The following is a 21,891-nucleotide window of genomic DNA, read 5'->3' on the forward strand; positions in this document are numbered from 1 at the left end:
ACCGCATCGCGGTCAGGCAGCCGGTGGGTCAGGGGTGCAGTAGGACCTTGATCGTGCCGTCCTGCTTCTTCTGGAACCGTTCGTACGCCTGCGGCGCTTCGGCGAGCGGGATGCGGTGGGTGGCGAAGTCCTCGGTGCCCAGCGGGTCGTCGTCCTCCAGCAGCGGCAGGATCTCGGGCACCCATCGGTGGACGTTGGCCTGGCCCATGCGCAGTTGGAGCTGCTTGTCGAACATGGTGAGCAGCGGGAGGGGGTCGGCCATCCCGCCGTACACGCCGGCGAGCGAGATGGTGCCGCCGCGGCGGACCATGTCGATCGCGGTGTACAGGGCACCGAGTCGGTCCACGCCCGCCTTGCGCATCATCTTCTCGGCGATCGTGTCCGGCAGCAGGCCCGTGATCTGCTGGGCGAGTTTGCCCACCGGTGCGCCGTGCGCCTCCATGCCGACCGCGTCGATCACCGCGTCCGGGCCGCGGCCGTCGGTGAGGTCGCGGATCGTGTCGGAGATGTCGTGTTGGGCCGTGAGGTCGAACGCCTCGACGCCGCGCTCCCGGGCCCGGGCCACGCGCTCGGGCACCAGGTCGACGCCGAACACCCGTTCCGCGCCCCGATGCAGCGCGATGCGACACGCCATGTCGCCGATGGGGCCCAGTCCGAGCACGGCGACGGTGCCGCCGCGGGGCACGGCGGCGTACTCGACCGCCTGCCACGCGGTCGGCAGCACGTCCGAGAGGTAGACGTAGCGGTCGTCCGGCGGGCCCTGGGCGACTTTGATCGGCAGTTTGTTGCCGAAGGGGACCCGCAGATACTCGGCCTGGCCGCCGGGGACCTGTCCGTAGAGCTTGGTGTAGCCGAACAGCGCCCCGCCCATGCCCTGTTCACGCACTCGCGAGGTCTCGCATTGCGAGTGCAAGCCCTCTGCGCACATGTAGCACACCCCGCACGAGACGTTGAACGGGATCACCACTCGATCGCCGGGTCGTACGTGGGTGACCTCGGCACCGACCTCCTCGACGACGCCCATCGGTTCGTGGCCCAGGATGTCGCCCTCGCTCAGGAACGGGCCGAGGACCTCGTAGAGGTGCAGGTCCGAGCCGCAGATCCCGGAGGAGGTGACCTTGACGATCACATCGTCCGGATCCTTCAGCGTCGGGTCCGGGACGGTGTCCACGCGTACGTCGCGCCTGCCGTGCCAGGTGAGTGCCTTCATCGTGATCATCTCCAGAAGCGACTGCTCGATGCGCCGGCCGGCCCCGGCGGAGCCGCCGTGCGCCGGGAGGCCACGACCGTGGCCGGTCGGGAACGGGGGACGTCCCTACCCCTCCGGCTGACCGGTCGACGCGCGATCAAACACCGAAGGGTTGGACCGAGTGGATGTGGGGGTGGTCCTCACGCCGTGAGCAGTCGCGCCGCCGTGTGGTTCCAGGTATGCGGCAAGGGTCGGCCGGGGTCGAGGAGGCCGGGGACGGCGAGATCGAGGTTCGTGGTGCGGCGCAGCACCGTGTCCAGCAGCGCGGTCACGGTGAACAGCACCAGGTTGCGTCCGGGGCAGGCGGCGGGTCCGGCGCTGAAGGGCACGATGCCTCGGGCGGGGTCCGCGCGACCGTCGAGCCACACGTCCGGGGCGAAGCGGTCGGCGAAGTCCAGTGTCCGCGCGTCGCGGTGGAAGAAGGAGCTGACCACGGCGACGGCGGCGCCCACGGGGGCCAACGGGTCCCGGCGGGTGGCGTCACGCAGGATCACCAGCGTGGTCGGCCACAGGCGCAGGGACTCCAGGACGCAGGCGCGCAGGTGGCTCGCCTCGGCGATACCGGCCGGGTCCTCCACGTCCCGGAAAGCCTGGTCGTCGCGGGCCCGCTCGGCGTGCTCGGGATGCGCGGCGAGCAGGGTCAGCGTGTTGAAGGCCGCGATCGCCGCCGCGTCGTAGGCGAACAGCCAATGGGGCGCCGACGTCCGGTCGCAGAGCCGCCGCTTGCGGAGCCGGGTCATCAGGGAGGCGGAGTACAGGCGGAAAGCCAGGTGCCGATCGGCACCTGTACGAGCAGCGGGTGCACGGGGTGCCCCAAGGGCACCCCGTGCAACGTGTCCCGGACGGTGCCCTGCGGCAGTCGACCCACCGCCGTGCGCATCCACGCCGCAGGACGGTCCAGGCTCCGAGCCTGCTCCGGGCGACGTACCGCAGTCATGATCCTCATGGGATGCCGCTTCCCACGAACCGCTCCGACATGCCGGCGGGGCACGGCGCGCGACCGACACGATTCCGCGCCCACCCGCGCGTCGCCACGGACGGAGCGGCGACACCCCGATGCGGTCGGCGCGGCAGGTAGACCGTGGTCCCCATCGGGCATCGCCCAGTCCACGTCACCCTCGACCGACGCCGAACGGGTTCACGTACGGCCGAAGCGCGCTACCAGCGGTACCAGCGGCCCCGACCACCGCCCGTGCCGGCGGAGCGGAAGACGAAGCCAAGGAGCCACACGACCAGGACGGCGATCGCGACCCACCACAGCACCTTGAGCGCGAATCCCGCGCCGAAGAGGATCAAAGCCAGGAGCAGAACGATCAGAAGGGGAATCATGGTTTGTACCTCCATGTGGCGCGTGCCCGGGAGCCCCGAAAGCATTCCTGTATGAACCGTTGCTATTCCGCCGTGCCCGTCTTGTTCATTCCAGCTTCCTGTGGGTGGCCCGGATGTTCGATACAGCCTCTGTTGAGACTCGGGCTTTCGACTGAATGCCGGTCAAGCGTGTGCTCGCCATCCGCAGCGGCAAACCACCGGGCAGTCCCTCGCGTGTGACCAGCGGCTCTGTGGGTAGGCAACCGGCGTGACGCCGCCGTGCAAAAGGAAAAGTCGCGCCATCCCCCGGGACGATATGCATTCGTGATCGGTGACGGCAGGCCGAGAGCCACTCGGCGGTGAAGCAGGGAATCGGCCCCGAAGATCGCTCGGTCGCTCGGTCGCTCCGGGAACTCGAACGAACACCGTCCGGAAAGGAGCCCCGCATGTCGGACGATATCCGCGGCGACGACGTGTACCAGCCGGCCAACGCCGATATCGACAACGGTCCCGATGACGAACTCGATCTGGAGAACGCGGTCGACGAACCCGACCTCGACGAACTCTTGGATGCGGGCTACTCGCCGCCGGAACGACCCTTCGGCGTCGAAGAGTTCGGTACGACAACCCGGGAGCAGACGACGGGTGAATCGTTGGATCGGCGGCTGACCCGGGAACGGCCGGACGTCGAGCCGGAGCCCGGCGACGGCATCGGCGACCTGCCGGGTGCCACCGGGGAGGTCGTCGACGGCCAAGCCGGAGGGCCACGAACGGGTCGTCTCACGCAGGACGGCAACCCGAATCGGGACCACGTCGCCCTCGCCGAGGACGTGGGAATCGACGGCGGTGCGGCCTCGGCGGAAGAGGCGGCCGTGCACACCGTCCCGGACGACCCGGACGAGGCGTAGCCCGCCCGCAAGGCGCATGCCCGTCCGTGCGGGTTTCAGGCGCGCCGACGATGGCGGAAGCTGTGGACGACGTGGGTCAGGTGGCGGCAAGCATGCCTGCGTGCAGGAGCGGCCTCCACGGCCGCGCGCCCGCCCCCCCCAGATCCCGGGCCGGGGCGGCGGGAGGTTCCGATCCCCGGAACGGAGGATCAGCCATGCACCCCGTGGACTCCACCGGCCTCAACCTCCTCCTCAAACTGCGTGAACGCGCAGGCACCGAAGGCGAAACGCTGGAATTGCACGGCGTCAGTGAGCGGGTGCAATTCGTGCTCGACCTCACCGGCACGCGCAACCTGTTCGCCCTGCGACCGAATACCAGAGCGGCGTGCTACGAGGCGTATATCGCGCACTGAAACGTCGCGCGGTAGTCGGTGCTGCCGCCGATGCCGTGTGCGGTCTTCGTCGGGACGAGTTCGGGATGAGGCTGCCGACACACGAGGGCTCAGGGGCGAGCGGGGTGTGATCGTGCTGCTCGCGCGGCGGACGGGCTATCCGTGCCGGTGGGGGTCCCCGTTCGGAGCGGTTGCCCGTACGAAGGCGGCGATGTCCGGGATGGCCGGGGTGTAGCCGTTGGAGGTGTCCACCGTGAGCGTGGGAACGTCGAGCGAGATGGGTACGAAGGACTCCAGGGAGTGCTCTCCGGCCGCGATCGCGTCGAGCAGGTCCCGGTCGCCGTGCGCGGCTCGGTGTGCGTTCTCCTCGACGCGCCGGACGATGCGATCGTGCGCGATCGCGGCAGGCGTGACGCAGCGGATGACGCGGATGTGGGCGACGTTGGTCAACGGCTCCAGGTTCGGGCGCCAGAGTCGGTCCTGGAAGGCGGCCTCGGCGACGGTCGTCACTCCGGCTCGGAGGAGCACCTTCAGTACGCCGAAGAACGCGTCCAGCGTCGGGCGGTTGAGCGGATCGTCGCCGCCGCTCCGGTGGCCGGGGGTGGACATGACCAGGCCCTGCTTGATCTCGTCTCGGATGATCGCGGGGCACCCGAGTTCCTGGGCGAGGGCGTGGGCCAAGGTGGTCTTGCCGGTGCCGGGGCCGCCGCTCACGACGGCCAGGCTCGGTGAGGTCATCGCGTTCTCGCAAGTCGGCATCGTGGGCCGCCCATTCGTATCGGTTGTCGATCAGCAGGCGGACAGGGGTTCTCGGTGAGCCCGAAGGTGATGAACGCAGCCGAACTCGCGTCCAAGAACATTACCGACGGAGTCGAGCTCGGTTCGGTCGGATGAGGATGAGAATGAGGATGAGGATGACGTAAACGGCGCCGGTGAAGGCCACGGCATGGTCGACCGGTTCCAGGCGGATCTCGTTCTCGGCCTGTTGCCACGGCAGCGTGCCCGTGTCGATCCGCCCGGCGGCGACCGCCCTGGTCGTCGTGACCACGACGGCGACTCCGTCGGCGTTGGAGAGTCCCGACCCGGGCGTACCCGAAAGCGTCGGGCCGGTAGCCGGCGATCTGCCGGTGTCGGGTTCGTTCGGCGCCGCTCGTGACCGACCCGAGATCACCGCCCTCACCGCACTCCCCGTCCCGACGACCACACCCCCGGCCGCGACGGTGACAGGCACACCAGTGGCCACGGGTCGAGATGGGGAAACCGGCCGCGTCGGCGCTTGTGCGTCTGTGGCGGCAACGATCCGGTGGCGCCTTTCGTACGCGAGAGAGACGGTGGAAACGGGGCGGAAAGACAGGAGACCCCGGTGAGCACGAGCCCAAGGAACTCATCGCGCCGGCCGGCGCGGTGAGCACGGAATGCGACGGTTTGCGTCGCGGCACACGCGGACACGGCCGCGTTTCAGGGCGCCACGGTGCCGGAAACGGGCGACGCCTCGAAAGCCGTTGTTCGTTCGGAGCGCCGACGCGAAGCGGCGAAAGCCGCACGCCGATGGACATGGCCGACGCCGACGCCCCGGGCACACGCCTGTGTCGGCGCCCGAAAGGATGATCAGCGATGACCAATCACACAAGCACGCGACATCACAACCCACCATCCACCGCCGCAAGCGGATGGACGGTGTTCGCAGCGGTCATGATGATCGTCGGCGGGGTGTTGGCGGTATTCCAGGGGATCGCCGCCATCGCGAAAGACGACGTCATCCTCAGGACCCACAACTACACGTTCGGCTTCAGCGTCGCGGGTTGGGGCTGGATCCACCTGATCCTCGGGATCGTGGTCGCTCTCGCCGGCCTCGCGTTGTTCGCCAATGCGCTCTGGGCGCGCATGCTGGGCGTGTTGCTGGCGGGGCTGAGCATGCTCGCCAACTTCACCTGGCTGCCGCACTATCCGCTGTGGTCGACGATCCTCATCGCCATCGACATCGCCGTCATCTGGGCACTGTGCACGGGACCGGCCAGGGATCGGTATTGACGTTCGTGGCGACGCCGAGGCGGCAGGAGCCCGCGGCCCGACACCGGTCATCTGCCGTCTCCATCACACGAAGCCCGTGACGAGCGTCTTCGGCACGATCGGAAGACACCGTCACCCGGTCGGATGCGGTTCGACCGCCGCACGCCGACTCTTCCGTGGGCATCGGTCGGGCGGAGCAAGCCGGGAGGCACATCATGGGCCGGTACGCAACGGCCGCGTCACGGCGAGCGCACGTCGATGGAGGCGGGGCCGCACGCCTTTTGGCGCGTCTGGCATTGCTCGCCGTCGTCGGCGTGGTGGTCGTCCTCGTGGTCGCACTGCGCGAGGCCGGGTTCCTGATCGTGGGCGCGGCGTTTCTCGGCCTGGTGGCCTGCGCCGTCGGTCTGTGGTGGTTCCTCGCGCACCGGGGCGCGCTCCGGCTGGTCGGCGCACTGGTCGCGGTGTGCGCGCCGGTGGCCGTCCTCGTGCTCTTCGCCTTCAACAACCTGTGGCTCGACGCTCTGATCCTGGGCGCGTGTTGGGCCGCTACCCTGGCGTGCGCCCGGGCGGCCCTGCGCAGGTCGGACCCGGATCGTGTGCAACAGGCCGCGGCCGCGCTCCGGCCCGCGAGGCCGTTCCTGATCATGAACCCGAAGTCCGGGGGAGGCAAGGTCGACCGCTTCGGCCTCGTCGAACGGGCCGAGGAACTCGGCGCGCGGGTCGTTCTCCTGGACCCCTCCGCTCCCGCGGACGTCGCCGAACTGGCCCGGGAAGCCGTCGTCGAAGGCGCGGATTTGCTGGGCGTGGCCGGTGGTGACGGCACCCAGGCGCTGGTGGCAGCGGTCGCCGCCGAACACGACCTGCCCTTCCTCGTCGTCGCGGCCGGAACTCGCAACCACTTCGCGATGGACCTCGGGCTCGACCGCGCCGACCCGAGCCGGTGCCTGGACGCTCTCACCGATGGCGAGGAGTTGCGCGTCGACCTGGGCGACGTCGCGGGTCGCGCCTTCGTCAACACGGTGTCCTTCGGTGCGTACGCCGACGTCGTGCAGCGCCCCGAGTATCGCGACGACAAGACCGCGACGGCGCTCGGCCTCCTGCCGGACCTGTTGGTCGGTGATGGTGGCGTACGGCTCGACGCGCGCGTCGACGACACCGTCCTGACCGCGCAACAGGCCCTGCTGATCAGCAACAATCGGTACAACTCCCCCAGTGAGATGGCCGGCACCGGCCGACGCCCGCGCCTGGACGATGGCGAACTCGGCGTGCTGGGCATCCACGTCCGGGGCGCGGTCCGGGCCGCCGACCTGGTCGTACGCGGTGATCGCTCCGAGGCGTTGACCGTGACGAGCGCCCGCCGCGTCGAGGTCACCTCCGAGGCCGCCGAGATCCCCGTCGCGGTCGACGGCGAGGCGCTCCGAATGTGTACACCGGTCGTGTGCACCCTGCGTCCGGCCGCGCTGCGCGTTCTCGTCCCGCGCGATCGGCCGGGCGTTCCCCGACCCAGCCGCCCCGTGGACTGGCGTCGCGTACTCGCCTTGGCCCTCGCTCGCGACACGGCCTCGGGAGGCAATCGGGCACCGCACCGCCCCCAGGCTCCGCCGCGCACGGGTCCGGTCGACGAAGGCCCCGCCCGGCGGACACGGGCCCGTGAACGACGATACGTCGTTGCGGTGTCACTCTCGGTTGTGCACCCCGAGTTCCCCTATGCTCGCTTCGCCACGTATAACCCTTGATCACCGGAGGGCGGGACGGCGGAGAACAACCGCGAGCGGCTCATCAGGACGCTGACGTTTTGGTTGCGTCCGGCTTTCCTGCTGCGAGTCGTCAACCGGTTCCAAAGGATCGCGGGTTTCGATCGCTCCATGGCTCTGGCCTCCAGCGCACTGACCGCGCTGATCCCGCTCACGGTAATGAGCGGCACGTTCTTCGGCAGTGACGCCGCGGATCGCATCATCAATCGTTACGGGCTCACGGACGGCGGCGCCGATGCCGTCCGATCGCTGTTCTCCACCGAGACCACGACGACCGGCGTCGGCATCTTCGGAACAATGTTTCTGGCCATCTCGGCGCTGAGCTTCTCCCGAACCATGCAGCGGCTGTTCGAACAGACCTGGGAATTGAAGCCGCTCGGAGTTCGCAACACACGCAACGATTTGTGGTGGATCTGCATGCTCAGCTTCTACACCGCAGTCATCGGGTGGCTCTACGTGGTCCTGGGCGAGGCGCCCCTGGGACTGGCAGCCGCCGTCTGCGAGGTGCCGCTGACCACGGCGTTCCTCGTCTGGAGCGGCTGGATCATCTCCGCGAAGCGGCTCGCCCCGGCAACCCTGCTTCCGTTCGCCGTCGCCGCGGCCGTGCTGACCGCGGCCTACTCGGTGCTCGCCACCGTCTACCTGCCGCATCTGTTCGATTCCTACGCTTCCCGCCACGGCGCGGCCGGCGCGGTCTTCGGGATGGCCACGCTCCTCTTCGGTGCCATGCTCATCCTCGTCGTCTCGGCCGCACTCGGACGGGAGGTACGAGACGAACTCGTCCGCATTCGCCAGGGCCGACGCCCGTCCCCGGACGATGTCCGGCACCAGTGGGACGACATTGTCGAGCAGACACGATCACGTTGGCGTGCCATCCGCGGACATCACCCCACCGAGCACTCCCCGTGACGATCACGCGAACCGCTCGCACTCGTGTCGAGGGCGAGGTTTGCCCGCACACCGCAGCAGCGGCACCGGCGGCGACCGAGTGGTGACGGGGGCGCCCCACCGCAGGCGCGACGGTCATCGATCCCCCGCCGGCGAGGCGCCCCGGTCCACGTAGTCGGTCGAGCGCCCCCGCGAAGAGTCGGGCGTGGCTGCCTCGTCCTCGGCGTTGCAACGGAACAGTTCCGCAGCGGCACGGTGCCCACCGCCCGGGTGGAGACGGCCGGGCCGCGGGTTGCCGCACGCCCTCGCGAGAGCGAGTTCTACTGCCCAAAAATACCCCCGGGGGTACTCGTGGTACGCTCGAAATATACCCCCGGGGGTAAATCTCAGCCGAAAGGAGCAACCGCGTGTTCTTCATCGACACCATCGAGACCGAGGGCCTGGGCAACCGCAGCTACCTGGCGGGCGGTGCGCGCAGTGCGGTGGTGGTGGACCCGCCACGCGACGTCGACCGGGTCCTGACGGCGGCTGCGGCGCGGGGCGTGCGGATCTCGCACGTGGCGGAGACCCACGTCCACAACGACTACGTGAGCGGCGGCCTGGACCTCGCGCGCCTGACCGGCGCCGTCTACCTCGTGCCCACCGACGCCCAGGTCGCGTTCGCCCGCACTCCCGTCGCCGACGGCGACACCGTCGAAGTCGACGACGGCGTCACCTTGCGGGCGATGGCCACCCCCGGCCACACCCCCCACCACACGTCCTACATCCTCGAGGAGCGGGGTACGGTGGCGGCGGTGTTCACGGGCGGGTCGCTGCTGATCGGCTCGGTGGGCCGCCCCGACCTGGTCGAGCCTCGACTGACCGAGGCGCTGGCGCGCGCCCAGCACGCTTCCGCCCACCGGCTCGCGGCCCAACTCCCCGACGAGACGCCGGTCCTGCCCACGCACGGCTTCGGCAGTTTCTGCTCCTCCTCCCAATCCGAGGGCGACGCCACCACCATCGGCAAGGAAAAGAGCGGCAACGACGCCCTGGTCAAGGACGTCGACTCCTTCGTCGCCGAATTGCTCGTCGGTCTGGAGGACGTGCCCGCCTACTACACCCACATGGGCCCGGCCAACGCCGAGGGCCCTGCGCCGGTGGACCTGACCTCGCCGCCGGTGGCCGATCCCTCCGACATCGCCACACGTCTGGCAGCCGGGGAATGGGTGGTGGATCTGCGCAACCGGATCACGTTCGCCGAGGGCCACCTCGCGGGATCCTTCAACTTCGAGGCCGAGGGGAAGATCGCCACCTACCTCGCCTGGATGATCCCCTGGGGCAAGCCCGTCACCCTCCTCGCCGAATCCCCCGCACAGCTCGCTGCCGCCCAGCGCGAACTGGTCCGCGTCGGCATCGACCGCCCGGCCGCCGCCGCCACCGGTGGCCCCCGCGACTGGATACCCGACGGGGCGAGTCCGCGTTCCTTCCCCCGCGCCACCTTCGCCGACCTCGCCGCCCACGACCCCCGCCCCGACGTCGTACTCGACGTGCGCCGCGACTCCGAACGCGCCAAGGGCTGGATCACGGGCTCCGCGCACATCCCCATCCACCGGCTCCACCGGCGCCTGAACGAGGTCCCGCCCGGCACGGTGTGGGTGCACTGCGCCGGCGGGATGCGCGCGGCCATCGCGGCCTCCCTCCTGGACGCCGCCGGACGCGACGTCGTCGCCGTCGACGACACCTTCGACGCCGCCACGGAAGCCGGCCTCCCCCTCACCACCGGCACCGGCACCGGCACCGGCACCGGCACCGGCACCGGTCGCTGAACCGCCCACAGCCCCACCCCCGAAACTGGAAGGACGACGGAATGTTCCTCTTCCGTCGCGGCATGGCCCGCGTCACTCCCATTAAGGCCCACGAGCGCATCACGTCCGGTGACGCCGCGCTCTTGGACGTACGCGAGCGGGCCGAATGGAACGCCGGGCACGCCCCCGGCGCCGTCCACGTCGCGCTCTCCCGCCTCCTCACCGGCCAGGACCTGCCCCCGGCCGCGAAGGGCCGCCCGTTGGTGGTGATCTGCCGCTCGGGTCACCGCTCCCGGCAGGCCGCCAGGCTCCTCGCCGGGCGCGGGGCCGACGCCGTCGACGTCAAGGGCGGCATGAACGCCTGGGCATCGGCCGCACTGCCGGTCGTGGACGAGCACGGAAGCAGCGGCCGGATAGCGTGAGTGCCCTCCTCCTCGCCCTCGCCGCCGGGGCCGTCGTCGGCCTGGCCCTCGGCGCGCTCGGAGGCGGCGGCAGCGTCCTGGCCGTCCCCGCCCTGATCTACCTCCTCGGCTTCACCCCGGCCGCGGCCACCACCGCCTCGCTGATCATCGTCACCGCCACCTCCGCGACCGCCCTCTACACCCACGCGACCTGCGGCAACGTCCGCTGGAAGACCGGCACCCTGTTCGCGGCCGCCGGCATCGGGCCCGCCATCGCCGCCGGCCTCCTGGCCGCCCGCCTGCCCGAAGCCGCCCTGACCGCGGCCTTCGCCGCGATAGCCGCCCTCGCCGCCGCGGCCATGCTCAAACCCCCCGCCACCGACCCGCCGTCGCAACCCGTCCGCCCCGCCAGGGCGGCCGGCGCCGGGGCCGGACTCGGCACGGTCACCGGCTTCCTCGGCGTCGGCGGCGGCTTCCTCGCCGTCCCCGCACTCGTCTCCGTCCTGGGACTGCGCATGCGGGCCGCCGTGGGCACCAGCCTCCTGGTCATCACCGTCAACTCCCTCGCCGCGCTCACCGCCCGCGTCGGCACCCCCACATCCCTGCACTGGGCGGTCATCGCTCCCTTCACCGGCGCCGCGATCCTCGGAGCCTGGGACGGCAAGCGCCTCGCCGGGAAAGTCTCCGGCCCCGCTCTCCAGCGCGTCTTCGCCGTCGTGCTCCTGGCCGTCGCCGCCCTCATGCTCGCCGACGCCCTCCACTGACACCCCGCCACGACCACACCGCAAGCACCCCTGGGGCATCGCGCTGCCCATATCCAGGCACCATCCGAAAAGAAGGACGGATCCCGCATCATGACCAACCCCCGCACCCTGGACACCGACCAGGCCGGCAGCCCGCCTGCACGAACTCATCGTCCTTGACGTCCGCACCCCCGACGAATACGCCGGCGGCCACCTCCCCGGTGCCCTCACCGCCCTCCGCGATCACCGGCGCTCCGAACACTGATACCCCCTGGGGTACCATGAGGGAGAGCACACAAGGCCAGGAGGCACACCGGTGAAAGTCGATGACGACGCAGTCAACGCAGTCCTCAACCGCCTGCGGCGCGCCCAGGGGCAACTCGCCGGCGTCATCGCCATGATCGAAGCCGGCCGCGACTGCAAGGACGTCGTCACCCAACTCGCCGCCGTCTCCAAGGCCCTGGACCGCGCGGGCTTCAAAATCGTCGCCAGCGGCATGCGCCAGTGCATGAACAACGCCGACGAAAACCAGGCCCCCATGACCGAGGAAGAACTCGAAAAGCTCTTCCTCGCCCTCGCCTGACAACCATCACCAGGTCCACGAGGCCGTGCGAGCCGATCGGCTCGACGACCACCGGTACGGTCTGTCGGCCTGCCTTGGCACACTGCCGCCATGGAACACGCGCTCTGGGACGCGCTGTCGCGTCCGAACCATGCCGGGATCCCGTATATCGCCCTCCTCGTAGGCGACGAAGGCGAACCCGACAACACACGGGTCCGCATCGGCGCCCCCGAAGCGGGTCCGTCCGTCACGCTCACGCGCCTCAACGACTTCGTCGTCGCCGAGATCCGCGCCGGCGACGGCGTCCCGCTCACCGCGGACCAGGAAAGGCTGCTCGCCGCAGCGGAGTGGCACCACGGATGGAGCTCGGTCGTGCCGGTCCGGGAACCTGTCCGGTCGCTGTCCTGGCGGTGGTACAGCAACGCCCAGGTGCGCGGCGCGCGCGGACGTGCGGTCGTCGAAGCCCTCCGCGACGTCCTCCGCCTGCCTCCGGACGACGTGGTGATCCGCGGCGCGGACGACGACGGCCCGACCGAGCTCTACTCCGTGAAGAACTTCGGCGACCGTCCGAGCGCCGTCGGCAGCGCGCCGGTGTGCACCGAGTGGGACGACCTACAGCGCCGCCTCGACTGGGTACTGACCACGCTCGCCGTCGACTCGGCGGTCGTCATGGCCGGCCCGGACGGCGAGGTCGTGCAGTTCATGACCGGCCCGCACGGGGGTTCCCTCTACACCAGCGTCATGGACCCCGAACTCGACGCCGCCGAGCTGCCCGACGCGTCGAACCCGGGCTCCGAACGAGCCCGGCGCATGTTCGCGAGCGGCTGGCGGCCGCAAGAGTGCGCGCCCGGAATCGCGGAATGGACCCTCGGCGTACCGATCGTGCACTGGGGCGCCGGCACCGTCCCCGCCCAAGCCGTCGCCGCCGCACGCGCCCTGGGCATCCCCTCCCCGACCGCCCTGACCGTCCGCGCGTTCCGCAACGGCCCCCACACCGACCCCGCGTACGTACCCACCGAACTGGGCCTACGCGAAGACGTGTCATAACCGGGTTGAAGAACGAGTACTCGGCACCGGTCGGCTCGAAGTCGGCTGCAGCGCCTCGGCCACTCGGCGAACGCCACGAGGTCTGTGACGTCGGTGAACAGGTCGACGTCATCCGAGTGCGGCACGCAACGAGCGTGGTCAGGCGCCGGCTTCCTTGTGGGCGACGGCGAAGACGCGGCGGAATGTGAAGACCGTGCCGTATGGTCGGGCGGGGTATGCCTCGCCGAGGCGGGCACGGTAGGAGGCGAGGAACTCGCCGGCGGCTTCGGGGTCGTCCGCCAGCGCGTTCAGCACCGGACGCATGCCCGTTCCGTTGATCCAGCCCTGGAACGGATCCTCGCCCTGCAGAACGTGGGCGTAGCTGGTCTCCCAAGCGTTGACGGTGAAACCCAGCGGGGCGAGGTGGTCCACGTACTCGGCGGGGTCGTAGACCTCGAACGTGTGCCGCACCACCGCGCCGAGGCGGTCGCGCCAGCGCCGGCTCGTGCACAGTTCGCGGAACACGGCGTGGCTGGGTGAGGCCGCGTTGTCCGGGACTTGAAAGGCGAACACGCCCCCCGGAGAGAGTGTCCGTGTCCAGCCGGCGAAGTGGTCGGGTTGGTTCGGTACCCATTGGATCGCGGCGTTCGAGATGACGAGGTCGAAGCGCTCGGCCGGGGACCAGGTGTCGATGTCGGCATGGGCGAAGTCGATGTGTCCGCCACCCGCGGTCTCCCCGGCATGTGCCGCCGCCTCGTCCAGCCCTGCGACGGAGTTGTCGAGTCCGGTGATGTGTGCGTCGGGCCAACGCTCTGCCAGCACGGCCGTCAGTTCGCCGCTCCCGCAGCCGAGATCGACGATGCGCGCGGGGCCGGTGGGCAACTCCGGGATGTGGGCGAGCAGATCGTGGAACGGGCGGGTTCGTGGGCCGGAGCGACGCAGGTGCCGCTGCGGGTCCCAGGTGGTGGTGGCGTGCATGGTGCCTCCGGATCGGGGCCGGGCCCCGTGAACTCCGCTCGGGTCGCGGAGAGTTCGGCGACCCGCCGGTCTCTGCGGCGAGGAGTACGGGACCACGTGGTCGTGTGGCCGGGTCCAAAGCATGACGACTCGGACGAGGCGAGCAGAGCCGGGCCGGGCCGGGCCAACCCGAGCCGAGCCGGACGATCAAGCCTCGTCGATTTGTTCTGACTTGAGGGCATTCAAGGCGGAATCATACACCGATAGTCAGCATGATGTCGCTCATACAGGATTATCACGATTCGATCCACACGTTCCGCTACTGTGTAGTTGCTCGGCGTGGCGGCACGATCGGACGCGACGCGTCCGCGCTCGGTCCCCAGCCCCTTCGGCACCTCGAGAACGAGGCGCGTCTCGGCCGTGCATCCCTCATGCCCGAATCACGAGTGCAACCCCTGCCGGCAGCACGGTCCCACGACTGCTCGGCCGTCGTACCTGAGGAGCCAAATGACCACCAGTACCGAGCCGTTCGACGGGCCGTCGGTCGGGCGGTATCGCAGCGACACCGTCGTGTTCCCCGCACACGGATACGACGAACGTGTCGATACGGACCTTCGTGTGCTGGTCGACTGGCTGCAGGACGACGTCAGCCGGCCCCACCCGGATCTCAAACGCCCCGGCCCGCTGTGCCCGTTCGTGCCGGCCGCTCTGAACGCCGGCACCCTGCGCTTCGAGTTCCGCTACCAAGTCACCGGGGATGATCCGGGCGAACTTCGCGACGTGCTCGCGGATCGGCTGCGACGCTTCCCCCCGCCTGCCGCCGGCGCGCACAAGACGTCGCTCGAATGTCTCATCGTGGCCCTGCCCGATCTCGCCGAGGAGAACTGGACCGCGCTGGACGAGGCACACACCGACCTCAAGGATCTGGCCGTGGATCACGGCCTGATGATCGGCCAGTTTCACCCCGACTGCGACGAACGTTCGGTGCGCAACCACGTGTTGCGTGCGTCCCGGTCCCCCGTCCCGTTGCTCGCCGCACGGCACATGGCGCCCCACGACATCCTCTTTCTGCACGACTGCCCGCGCTGGTTCGACGCCTACCACAAGCAGTTCTCGGCGCAGTTCGTGGACGGACGAGTGAACGATCCTCTGATGCTCGGCCTCTTCGCGGCCGCCAAGCGCCGGTACCGACAGCGAGAGGCATCCTGATGCGCGCCGACGATGTCGAGAGTGCGGTGGCCGTGCGGGCCCTGCTGTACGGCCACTTGGTCTCACGAGCCCTGTGCAGTGTCACCGGGCTGGGCATTCCCGACCTGATGACGTCCGGCCCGCGGCCGGTCGCCGAACTCGCGGAGCTCACCGGTGCCCATGAGCCGAGCCTGCGGCAGGTGATGATCGCGCTGACCGCGTTCGACGTTTTCGAGGAACTCCCGGACGGCCGCTTCGCACTCGCCCGCCTCGGTGCGGCCCTGAGTACCGGCGCGCCCGGAAGCGCCCGGGCGAGCGCCTTGATGGCAGACAGGGTGACCGGCAGCGCCTGGCACGGAATCCCGCACACCGTACGCACCGGAATCCCCGCCTTCGAGAGCCGGTTCGGTGCCGAGTTCTTCGACTACCTGGAGAAGCAGCCCGGTCTGCGCGAACTGTTCGACCGTTCCCAAAGTGCCGACCTCGATCTGGAGATCGACGCCATCGAGCGCGCCCACGACTTCTCCGAGACGGGAATCCTGGTCGACGTCGGGGGCGGGAACGGCGAACTCATGGCCCGTCTGCTGAGCGTCCACCCGCAACTGCGCGGCGTGCTCGTCGACCGTCCGGCCGCCGTGGCCGACGCCCGGACGCGGCTGGACCAGGCGGGCCTGGCCGAACGCACCGACGTCCGGGCAGGCGACTTCTTCGCCGCCGTCCCCTCGGGCGGCGATGTGTACTTGCTGCGGGAAATCCTGCACGACTGGGACGACAATCGGTGCGTCACGCTGCTGCGCGCGTGTCGTCGGGCCATGTCCTCGCACAGCCGCCTCGTCCTGATCGAACTCGCCACGGACGGCGCCGCCACGGATGCGGACGCGAAGATGGCCGCGCTCATGTCGCTGTACATGTTGTCCGTACTCCCGGGAAGGGAACGCACCACGGACGAGTTCGAAGCGCTCCTCGCGGCTGCCGAACTGCGCCTCGACGCCGTCCACCACCTGACGGGCCGAAAAGTCCTCATCGAGGCGTCTCCGGAACGCTCCACCGCCGTCGGCCCGCCGGTCGACCGGAAGGTGGTGATCCGGAAGGACCTCGCGGAGCAGCCGTCATGCACTCGTTGACCCGGATGCGGTCCACGGCGGCGGACCCGACGGCGGTGCCCGGGATCAGGCGCGTCGCGGTCGTCGGCGCGGGGATCGCCGGCCTGGTGGCGGCCTACGAACTGGAGGCACTGGGACACCGCGTGACGGTCCTGGAGGGCAGCGAGCGGATCGGCGGTCGCATCTACACGCACAGGTTCGGTGCAGAGGCGGACGCTCCGCACGTCGAACTCGGCGCAATGCGCATCCCGTCCACCCACGAACTGACCATGCGCTATGTGGACAAGCTCGGTTTGCGGTCCGCGCTGCGCCCGTTCCGCACCATGTTGAGCGACGAGCACAACTACCTGATCACCGGGCGTGGGTTCGTGCAGGTGAAGCATGCTTCGGGAGCGCTCCTGGCGGATCTGCGCCGCGACGTGCCCACGATGTCCTGCACGCCGGCCGCCATGCTGTTCGGGGCCTGGCTGGCGGCGGTCATCCGGGCGATCGGTCCGGCCAGGCTGCGCGAGAACCTGGCGTGCGAACTGACCACGCTCCTCGGGCTCGCCGACCGTCTGGACCTGTCACCCCACATCCACGGTGCGCAAGCCGACCGGATCGACCTCGGGGCCGTCTTCCGGGCTCACCCCGAACTGCGCACGGGATGCAGCCCATGGCTGCACGGATTCCTCGACGACCTCCTGCTGGAGACCGGCCCCGGGCTGATGTACCTGGCCGGCGGCATGAGCCGACTCACCGACCGGCTCGTCGACCGCATCCGAGGGCCCGTCCTGCTCGGACGCGAAGTGGTCGGTCTGCACGCCGGCGAGGACCACGTCCGCCTCGGGTTGCGACACGGCCGGCTCGACCTGATGCAACGGTATCCGGCGGCACTGTGCACACTGCCCTTCTCCGTACTGCGCGACATACCTCTGACCGGCCTCGACCGCGACAAGCGGAACGTGATCGACAGCGTCACCTACGAATCGGCGACGAAGATCGGGCTGCACTGCCGGAAGGCGTTCTGGGAACGGAGCGGAATCCGCGGCGGAGCATCGGCCACAGGCGGGCGCACCCGGCAGACGTACTACCCACCCCAGGAGGGCGATCCGGCCAAGGGAGCGGCCCTGCTGGCCTCTTACGCGATCGCCGAGGACGGCAACCTTCTCGGCGCCTTCCCTCCCGAGGCACGGCACGCCGCCGTCATCGACGAACTTGCCCTCCTGCACCCGGAATTGAAGGAATCCGATGCCGTGCTCGGCGCAGCCGGCATCGCCTGGGGCACCCACCGGTGGAGCAAGGGGTGTACCTCGCATCACTGGGGTTGGGGCGATGACGCCGACCGCCGCGCCCGGGAGAGGCGGCGGGCCGCGCGTCCCCAGGGGCGGCTGTTCTTCGCGGGAGAGCACTGCTCGTCCACTCCGGCCTGGATCAACGGTGCCATCGAGTCCGCGCTCGGCGCGGTGACCGCCATCGACGCAGCGCTGCGGGAGTCCCCCTGAGCATCTTCGACGTACCTCGCCTGCATTTCGCCGGCACCGCGGTCACCCGCCTTCCCACCGGACCGCGCAGCGGGCTGTACGACCTCTCCCGCAACCGCGCCGTGACCTCCCAGGGGGTGCCGTTCCCGCTGGACCGTCCGCCCCGGGAGTACCACGACCATCTCGACGGACTCGGCCGGCGCTACGAACCGGACGGCCGGATCACCGCGGACGGGCGGTTCGGCACGGTCAAGGGGTGGAACTTCGGCGCCAATGGCCACTTTTGGGTGGACGCCCGGGTCAGCGGCTGGGAACGCGCGCCGGGTGACGTGGACACCTCCGACCCGGTGGTGGGCCGACACGTCGACATGTGGGGCCACTACAACGACTACCTGGCGACCACGTTCAACCGCGCCCGCGTCTTCGACGTCGATCCGGCGTCCGACTGGACCACGACGGTGATGGTCGGCCGGTTCGGCTTCGGCAGGCAGGGCCGCTCACACGAGGTCGGCTACATGGCCATGGGCGCGGTGACCGGCTTCCAACCCCCGCGCTGGCAGAACTCGCACCACATCCTCGACGTCGGCGACCACCCGCTGGCCGATCGGTTCCGACGCTCGGTGGTCCACCAGTTCGCCGTCGACGGCGCCCTCGGTTTGAACTGGTTTCCGGAGGCGGACGGCTCCGAGGCCGCACGGCTGCTCCGTACGCGCATCACGGACGAGGGCGCGGCGGGTCTCGTCGTACGGTTCGCGCTCACCAACATGGCCACCCCGACGGTCCACGACGCGCCGGACGTGTGGCAGGTGCGCGGCACCATCGCACCATGGCATCGCGAGGAGGAACGGACCTGCCCGGCCGGGCGGTTCCTCAGTGCCCGCCGTCCCCGCCGGAGCGGCGCACCGCCCCTGCTCCACAACGTCGCGGTGCGAGTGGGCGCGGAATACACCACCTTCGACCTCGTCACGGCCATTCCCGTCACCGCCCGGAGTGCCCGCCGGGGGCCCGGCCCCCTCCACGAACTCGGTCCGCGCCTCGATGTCGGGGACCTGCAGCTGCGCACGCGCGACTCGGGGCGACTGGTGGCCACCGTGCCGCGCGACGCCTATCTCGCGGACACCGACCGCACCGGCGGTCTCGTCACGGTTCCCACGCACCACGATCCGAGCGCCTGCCCGGCGGGAGATGCCGGCCCCGACGAGCCGCTGGTCCTCGTGGGCGCGCCGCGTGGACGCGAGCCCTCGGTGCTGCTGACCGAGGAGGAGATCGTGGTGCGGATCGACGATTCCGCCCTTTTCGTCGAACCGCCGGATGCGGATTCCCGCGACGACGGTGTCGCCGAGGTGGACGTCCGCACCTACCACCTCGGGCGCCCGGCGCCGGCGAGGGTGCACGTGACCCAGTTCTTCAACCCACGCGCGCTGCCCGGCGATCCCTGGGCCGGCAGCGGCGAACGCCGGTGCGGCGACGTGCGGATCGTGGACGTCCGTCCCGGCGGGACACGGGCCGACGACGACAAGTGGGACGAGTCCTGCACGCTGGAGACCGATGACGAAGGACGCGGACGGCTCGCCCTGCGGTGGGCGTCGGCGGGCAGCACGCGGTTGCTTGTGCTGCCGACCGGGGACGAGCCGCCCTGCGATCCCGCCGAGGCCGGGTCCGCCGCCCGCGCGTACGACAACGACGATCGCCTGGGGTACTGGCCGGCCGTGTGTGCCGTGGACGTTCGTGTGCTTCCCGACACGCGGCACCTCGACGACATTCCTCGGGACCAGGTAACGCCCCAGGTGCTCTACCGCGAGGTGTTCGCACCCTACGAACACCTGTACTCGTTCATGGGCGACGAGGTCTTCAGCCTGTCCGACGCATGCCGAGTGGCCTCGCACGCACGGCTCATCTGGCTGATGTGCGACCCCCGCCACAGGGACAAGACGTTCTACATGCCCCCCACCCGCGACATGACCGGACCGCAGACGCGGCTCCTGCTGGCCTACCTGCGGCAGGAGGAAGCGAGCCGGCGGCCACCGCCTCGACTGGTTCCCCGTCGGGCACGCAGCGGTGCCATCACCACGCGTGCCCGGCTCGGCGAGGCGCTCCGAGAGGCCGCCGCGGTCGAACTCGCCGTCATGATGCAGTACTTGTACGCCGCCTGGTCCATCCCCCTGCACGGCGCGGGTCGGGAGCTGGTGCGGCGCGGGGAATGGACCGAGGAGCAACTCCGCCTCGCGTGTGGGGAGGGCTCGGAGACCCTCGACAACGGCGTGCGAGGTGGTTTGATGAACGTGGCCCGGGAGGAGATGATGCACTTCCTGGTGATCAACAACATCATCACCGCCATGGGCATGGCCTTCCACCTGCCGCGGATCGACTTCGGGACCGTCAACAGCCGGCTGCGCCTACCCCTGGATCTGTGCCTGGAAGGGTTTGGGCTGGGCAGCGTACAGCGGTTCATCGCCCTGGAACGGCCGCACGGCTCCGGGCGGGACCTCGCGGAGGACCGGCTGCCGGGCCGCGACGAAGGACCGTCCTACGCCTACGAGTCGCTCAGCGATCTGTACGAGGCGATCCGCGAGGGCATCAAGACCGTGCCGGACCTCTTCCTCGTCGAACGAGGACGCGGCGGCGGGGAACACCACCTGTTCATGCGCGCGTCGGTCAACGCGGCCCACCCCGACTACCAGTTGGAGGTGGACGATGTCGCGAGCGCGCTGTTCGCCCTCGACTTCGTCACCGAACACGGCGAGGGCAACGTCCTCGACAGCGTCCAACACGACGAGGAGTCACATTTCGCGACCTTCACCCGGATCTCGGACCTGCTCATGGCAGAGCACCAAAAACACGGCCACCCGCGCGACGGCGGCCGACGGCGACCACCCTGGAGCCCCGCCTACCCGGTGCTCCGCAACCCCTCGCTGCACGCCGGGAACCCGGCCCGACAGCAGGTGACCGCGCCGGAGGCGCGCGCCGCACTGATGGTGTTCAACCGCTGCTACTTCCTGATGAACCAGCTCATGGTTCAGCACTTCAGCGGCACGCCGGACGCCGGCCTGCGCCGCTCGCCGCTCATGAACGCGGCGATCGACGTCATGGCGGGGATGATGAGGCCACTCGCCGAGCACCTGGTGACGCTTCCATCCGGCCAACCGGGGCGTACCGCAGGCCCTTCGTTCGAACTGGAGGCACGACCGGAGTTCATCGCCAGGCCGGATGTGGCGCTGCGGTCGATCAGCCGCACATTCGCTCATCTCGCCGACGCGGCGGCCCGGTTGCCCGGCCTTCCGGCACGGGTTCCGGAACTGATGTGCTTCTACGCCGACTACTTCCATGCGCCTGACCCGGTCGGCCCGTGAGACCCACCACTCGGCGCCGGCCGGGTCGGCAAGCGCGGGAGGCTCAACGGCGAACCGCGCGCAGATACCAGGCTGGGCCGCTGACCCTGCCCTTGTTGTCGACGGGTGCCCGATCCCTGTCGATCGTTGCGCCCAACTGCCTGAACCGGTCGATCTGTTCATCGGTGAGGGAGTCCCGGACAAGGCCCGTGGAAAGGGTCGTGGAACGGATCTCCCGGACGTCCCACAAGACGCCGACGGTAGTGCGCAAATTCGATTCGCTCACTCCCATGGGATGCCGGGCGGCGGCGGACGAACCCTCTGCCCAGCACACCAGATGCAGTTGTGCCTCCGGCTCGGTGACCCGGTGCAGTTCCGCGATGTACCGGTGTCGGTCTTCATCGCCGAGGCAGTGATACAGCGCGCTGTCCAGCACGGTGGCGAAACGCCGCCCGTCCAGTCCGGTGAGGCTGGTGGCGTCCGCTTGCACGAAGTCGACCCGGACCCCGGCGGCGGCGGCGCGTTCGCGCGCACTCTCGAGTGCGGTGGCCGAACAGTCGATCCCCGTCACCCGAAGGCCGCGACCCGCGAGCATGATCGCGTTGTCCCCCAACCCGCAGCCGGCATCCAAAACCTCGTCGCGAAACGCGACTTCTCGAACCAACTCGAGGACCATCGGCTGCGGTTCGCCCAGGTCCCAAGGGATGACGGGGAAGGCCACCTCCCCACCCGCCGCGAGCGGCTCACCCCGGTAGACGGCGTCGAAATCGATCGTGTCCTTGTCAAGGACTGGAGTCGGCTCTTCTGGCACCGCGATCCCCTTTCGTTGATTTACCACTCACCGGCC

At 69.9% G+C, this 21,891-nt stretch carries 23 protein-coding genes; 15 read left to right on the forward strand and 8 right to left on the reverse strand.

The window, feature by feature from the left end:
- Positions 1–28: 28 nt before the first annotated feature.
- The 4 genes from ACWGR4_RS22530 to ACWGR4_RS22545 form a co-directional block, all read right to left on the reverse strand.
- Positions 29–1,210, reverse strand: a complete 1,182-nt coding sequence (locus tag ACWGR4_RS22530; protein ID WP_452128472.1) for a zinc-dependent alcohol dehydrogenase — start codon at positions 1,208–1,210, stop codon at positions 29–31.
- A gap of 179 nt (positions 1,211–1,389) precedes the next feature.
- The gene (locus ACWGR4_RS22535) at positions 1,390–1,989 is read right to left on the reverse strand and encodes a cytochrome P450 (protein WP_452128442.1); all 600 of its coding nucleotides are present in this window, start codon (positions 1,987–1,989) and stop codon (positions 1,390–1,392) included.
- Positions 1,989–2,186 carry a hypothetical protein gene (locus tag ACWGR4_RS22540; RefSeq protein ID WP_452128443.1) on the reverse strand — a complete coding sequence of 66 codons (198 nt, stop codon included), beginning with the start codon at positions 2,184–2,186 and terminating at the stop codon, positions 1,989–1,991. The genes ACWGR4_RS22535 and ACWGR4_RS22540 overlap by 1 nt, the downstream gene beginning before the upstream one ends.
- Positions 2,187–2,407: 221 nt before the next feature.
- Entirely contained in the window at positions 2,408–2,578 is a 171-nt protein-coding gene (locus tag ACWGR4_RS22545; protein ID WP_379997680.1) for a hydrophobic protein, read from the reverse strand.
- A 425-nt stretch (positions 2,579–3,003) separates the two neighbouring features.
- On the opposite strand from ACWGR4_RS22545, the gene ACWGR4_RS22550 reads away from it, so the two are divergent.
- Both ACWGR4_RS22550 and ACWGR4_RS22555 read left to right on the forward strand, forming a co-directional pair.
- On the forward strand, positions 3,004–3,465 hold the full coding sequence (locus ACWGR4_RS22550; protein WP_452128444.1) for a DUF5709 domain-containing protein: 462 nt from the start codon (positions 3,004–3,006) through the stop codon (positions 3,463–3,465).
- Between the two features lie 194 nt (positions 3,466–3,659).
- Positions 3,660–3,857 (forward strand): STAS domain-containing protein, encoded by a 198-nt coding sequence (locus tag ACWGR4_RS22555; RefSeq protein WP_452128445.1) that lies wholly within the window; start codon positions 3,660–3,662, stop codon positions 3,855–3,857.
- A gap of 135 nt (positions 3,858–3,992) precedes the next feature.
- On the opposite strand, the gene ACWGR4_RS22560 is transcribed toward ACWGR4_RS22555, so the two are convergent.
- Together ACWGR4_RS22560 and ACWGR4_RS22565 are read right to left on the reverse strand one after the other, a co-directional pair.
- Positions 3,993–4,595 (reverse strand): AAA family ATPase, encoded by a 603-nt coding sequence (locus tag ACWGR4_RS22560; protein ID WP_452128446.1) that lies wholly within the window; start codon positions 4,593–4,595, stop codon positions 3,993–3,995.
- A 100-nt stretch (positions 4,596–4,695) separates the two neighbouring features.
- A complete protein-coding gene (locus tag ACWGR4_RS22565) occupies positions 4,696–4,884 on the reverse strand; it encodes a hypothetical protein (protein WP_452128447.1) in 189 nt (62 codons plus the stop codon).
- Between the two features lie 566 nt (positions 4,885–5,450).
- Here ACWGR4_RS22565 and ACWGR4_RS22570 point away from each other — a divergent pair.
- The 9 genes from ACWGR4_RS22570 (at position 5,451) to ACWGR4_RS22610 (ending at position 13,025) form a co-directional block, all read left to right on the forward strand.
- Positions 5,451–5,867, forward strand: coding sequence for a DUF7144 family membrane protein (locus tag ACWGR4_RS22570; RefSeq protein WP_379997688.1), 417 nt, complete (start codon positions 5,451–5,453; stop codon positions 5,865–5,867).
- A 194-nt stretch (positions 5,868–6,061) separates the two neighbouring features.
- Positions 6,062–7,582, forward strand: a complete 1,521-nt coding sequence (locus tag ACWGR4_RS22575; protein WP_452128448.1) for a diacylglycerol/lipid kinase family protein — start codon at positions 6,062–6,064, stop codon at positions 7,580–7,582.
- Between the two features lie 129 nt (positions 7,583–7,711).
- Positions 7,712–8,509 carry a hypothetical protein gene (locus ACWGR4_RS22580; RefSeq protein ID WP_452128449.1) on the forward strand — a complete coding sequence of 266 codons (798 nt, stop codon included), beginning with the start codon at positions 7,712–7,714 and terminating at the stop codon, positions 8,507–8,509.
- Positions 8,510–8,895: 386 nt separating this feature from the next.
- Complete coding sequence (locus ACWGR4_RS22585; RefSeq protein WP_452128450.1) at positions 8,896–10,293, forward strand: rhodanese-like domain-containing protein; 1,398 nt, start codon at positions 8,896–8,898, stop codon at positions 10,291–10,293.
- Between the two features lie 41 nt (positions 10,294–10,334).
- Positions 10,335–10,694, forward strand: coding sequence for a rhodanese-like domain-containing protein (locus tag ACWGR4_RS22590; RefSeq protein ID WP_452128451.1), 360 nt, complete (start codon positions 10,335–10,337; stop codon positions 10,692–10,694).
- Positions 10,691–11,437 carry a sulfite exporter TauE/SafE family protein gene (locus ACWGR4_RS22595; RefSeq protein ID WP_379997698.1) on the forward strand — a complete coding sequence of 249 codons (747 nt, stop codon included), beginning with the start codon at positions 10,691–10,693 and terminating at the stop codon, positions 11,435–11,437. Before ACWGR4_RS22590 ends, ACWGR4_RS22595 begins: the two co-directional genes overlap by 4 nt.
- A gap of 148 nt (positions 11,438–11,585) precedes the next feature.
- Positions 11,586–11,681, forward strand: a complete 96-nt coding sequence (locus tag ACWGR4_RS22600; protein WP_452128473.1) for a rhodanese-like domain-containing protein — start codon at positions 11,586–11,588, stop codon at positions 11,679–11,681.
- 51 nt (positions 11,682–11,732) lie between these two features.
- Positions 11,733–11,999: a metal-sensitive transcriptional regulator gene (locus ACWGR4_RS22605; protein ID WP_369478443.1), complete on the forward strand. Its 267-nt coding sequence runs from the start codon at positions 11,733–11,735 to the stop codon at positions 11,997–11,999.
- Positions 12,000–12,089: 90 nt separating this feature from the next.
- The gene (locus ACWGR4_RS22610) at positions 12,090–13,025 is read left to right on the forward strand and encodes a TY-Chap domain-containing protein (protein ID WP_452128452.1); all 936 of its coding nucleotides are present in this window, start codon (positions 12,090–12,092) and stop codon (positions 13,023–13,025) included.
- A 138-nt stretch (positions 13,026–13,163) separates the two neighbouring features.
- Here ACWGR4_RS22610 and ACWGR4_RS22615 read toward each other — a convergent pair whose 3' ends face one another.
- Positions 13,164–13,982 (reverse strand): methyltransferase domain-containing protein, encoded by an 819-nt coding sequence (locus ACWGR4_RS22615; protein ID WP_452128453.1) that lies wholly within the window; start codon positions 13,980–13,982, stop codon positions 13,164–13,166.
- Between the two features lie 486 nt (positions 13,983–14,468).
- Between ACWGR4_RS22615 and ACWGR4_RS22620 the strand changes: the two genes are divergently transcribed.
- From ACWGR4_RS22620 to ACWGR4_RS22635, 4 genes are all read left to right on the forward strand, one after another.
- A complete protein-coding gene (locus ACWGR4_RS22620) occupies positions 14,469–15,170 on the forward strand; it encodes a DUF6875 domain-containing protein (RefSeq protein ID WP_452128454.1) in 702 nt (233 codons plus the stop codon).
- On the forward strand, positions 15,170–16,273 hold the full coding sequence (locus tag ACWGR4_RS22625; protein ID WP_452128455.1) for a methyltransferase: 1,104 nt from the start codon (positions 15,170–15,172) through the stop codon (positions 16,271–16,273). The genes ACWGR4_RS22620 and ACWGR4_RS22625 overlap by 1 nt, the downstream gene beginning before the upstream one ends.
- On the forward strand, positions 16,261–17,736 hold the full coding sequence (locus tag ACWGR4_RS22630) for a flavin monoamine oxidase family protein (protein WP_452128456.1): 1,476 nt from the start codon (positions 16,261–16,263) through the stop codon (positions 17,734–17,736). Before ACWGR4_RS22625 ends, ACWGR4_RS22630 begins: the two co-directional genes overlap by 13 nt.
- Before the next feature lie 101 nt (positions 17,737–17,837).
- Positions 17,838–21,065, forward strand: coding sequence for a ferritin-like domain-containing protein (locus tag ACWGR4_RS22635; protein ID WP_452128457.1), 3,228 nt, complete (start codon positions 17,838–17,840; stop codon positions 21,063–21,065).
- Between the two features lie 43 nt (positions 21,066–21,108).
- On the opposite strand, the gene ACWGR4_RS22640 is transcribed toward ACWGR4_RS22635, so the two are convergent.
- Positions 21,109–21,855: a class I SAM-dependent methyltransferase gene (locus tag ACWGR4_RS22640; protein ID WP_379997714.1), complete on the reverse strand. Its 747-nt coding sequence runs from the start codon at positions 21,853–21,855 to the stop codon at positions 21,109–21,111.
- Between the last annotated feature and the right edge of the window lie 36 nt (positions 21,856–21,891).

The sequence above is a fragment of the Embleya sp. NPDC055664 genome, from assembly GCF_053618075.1.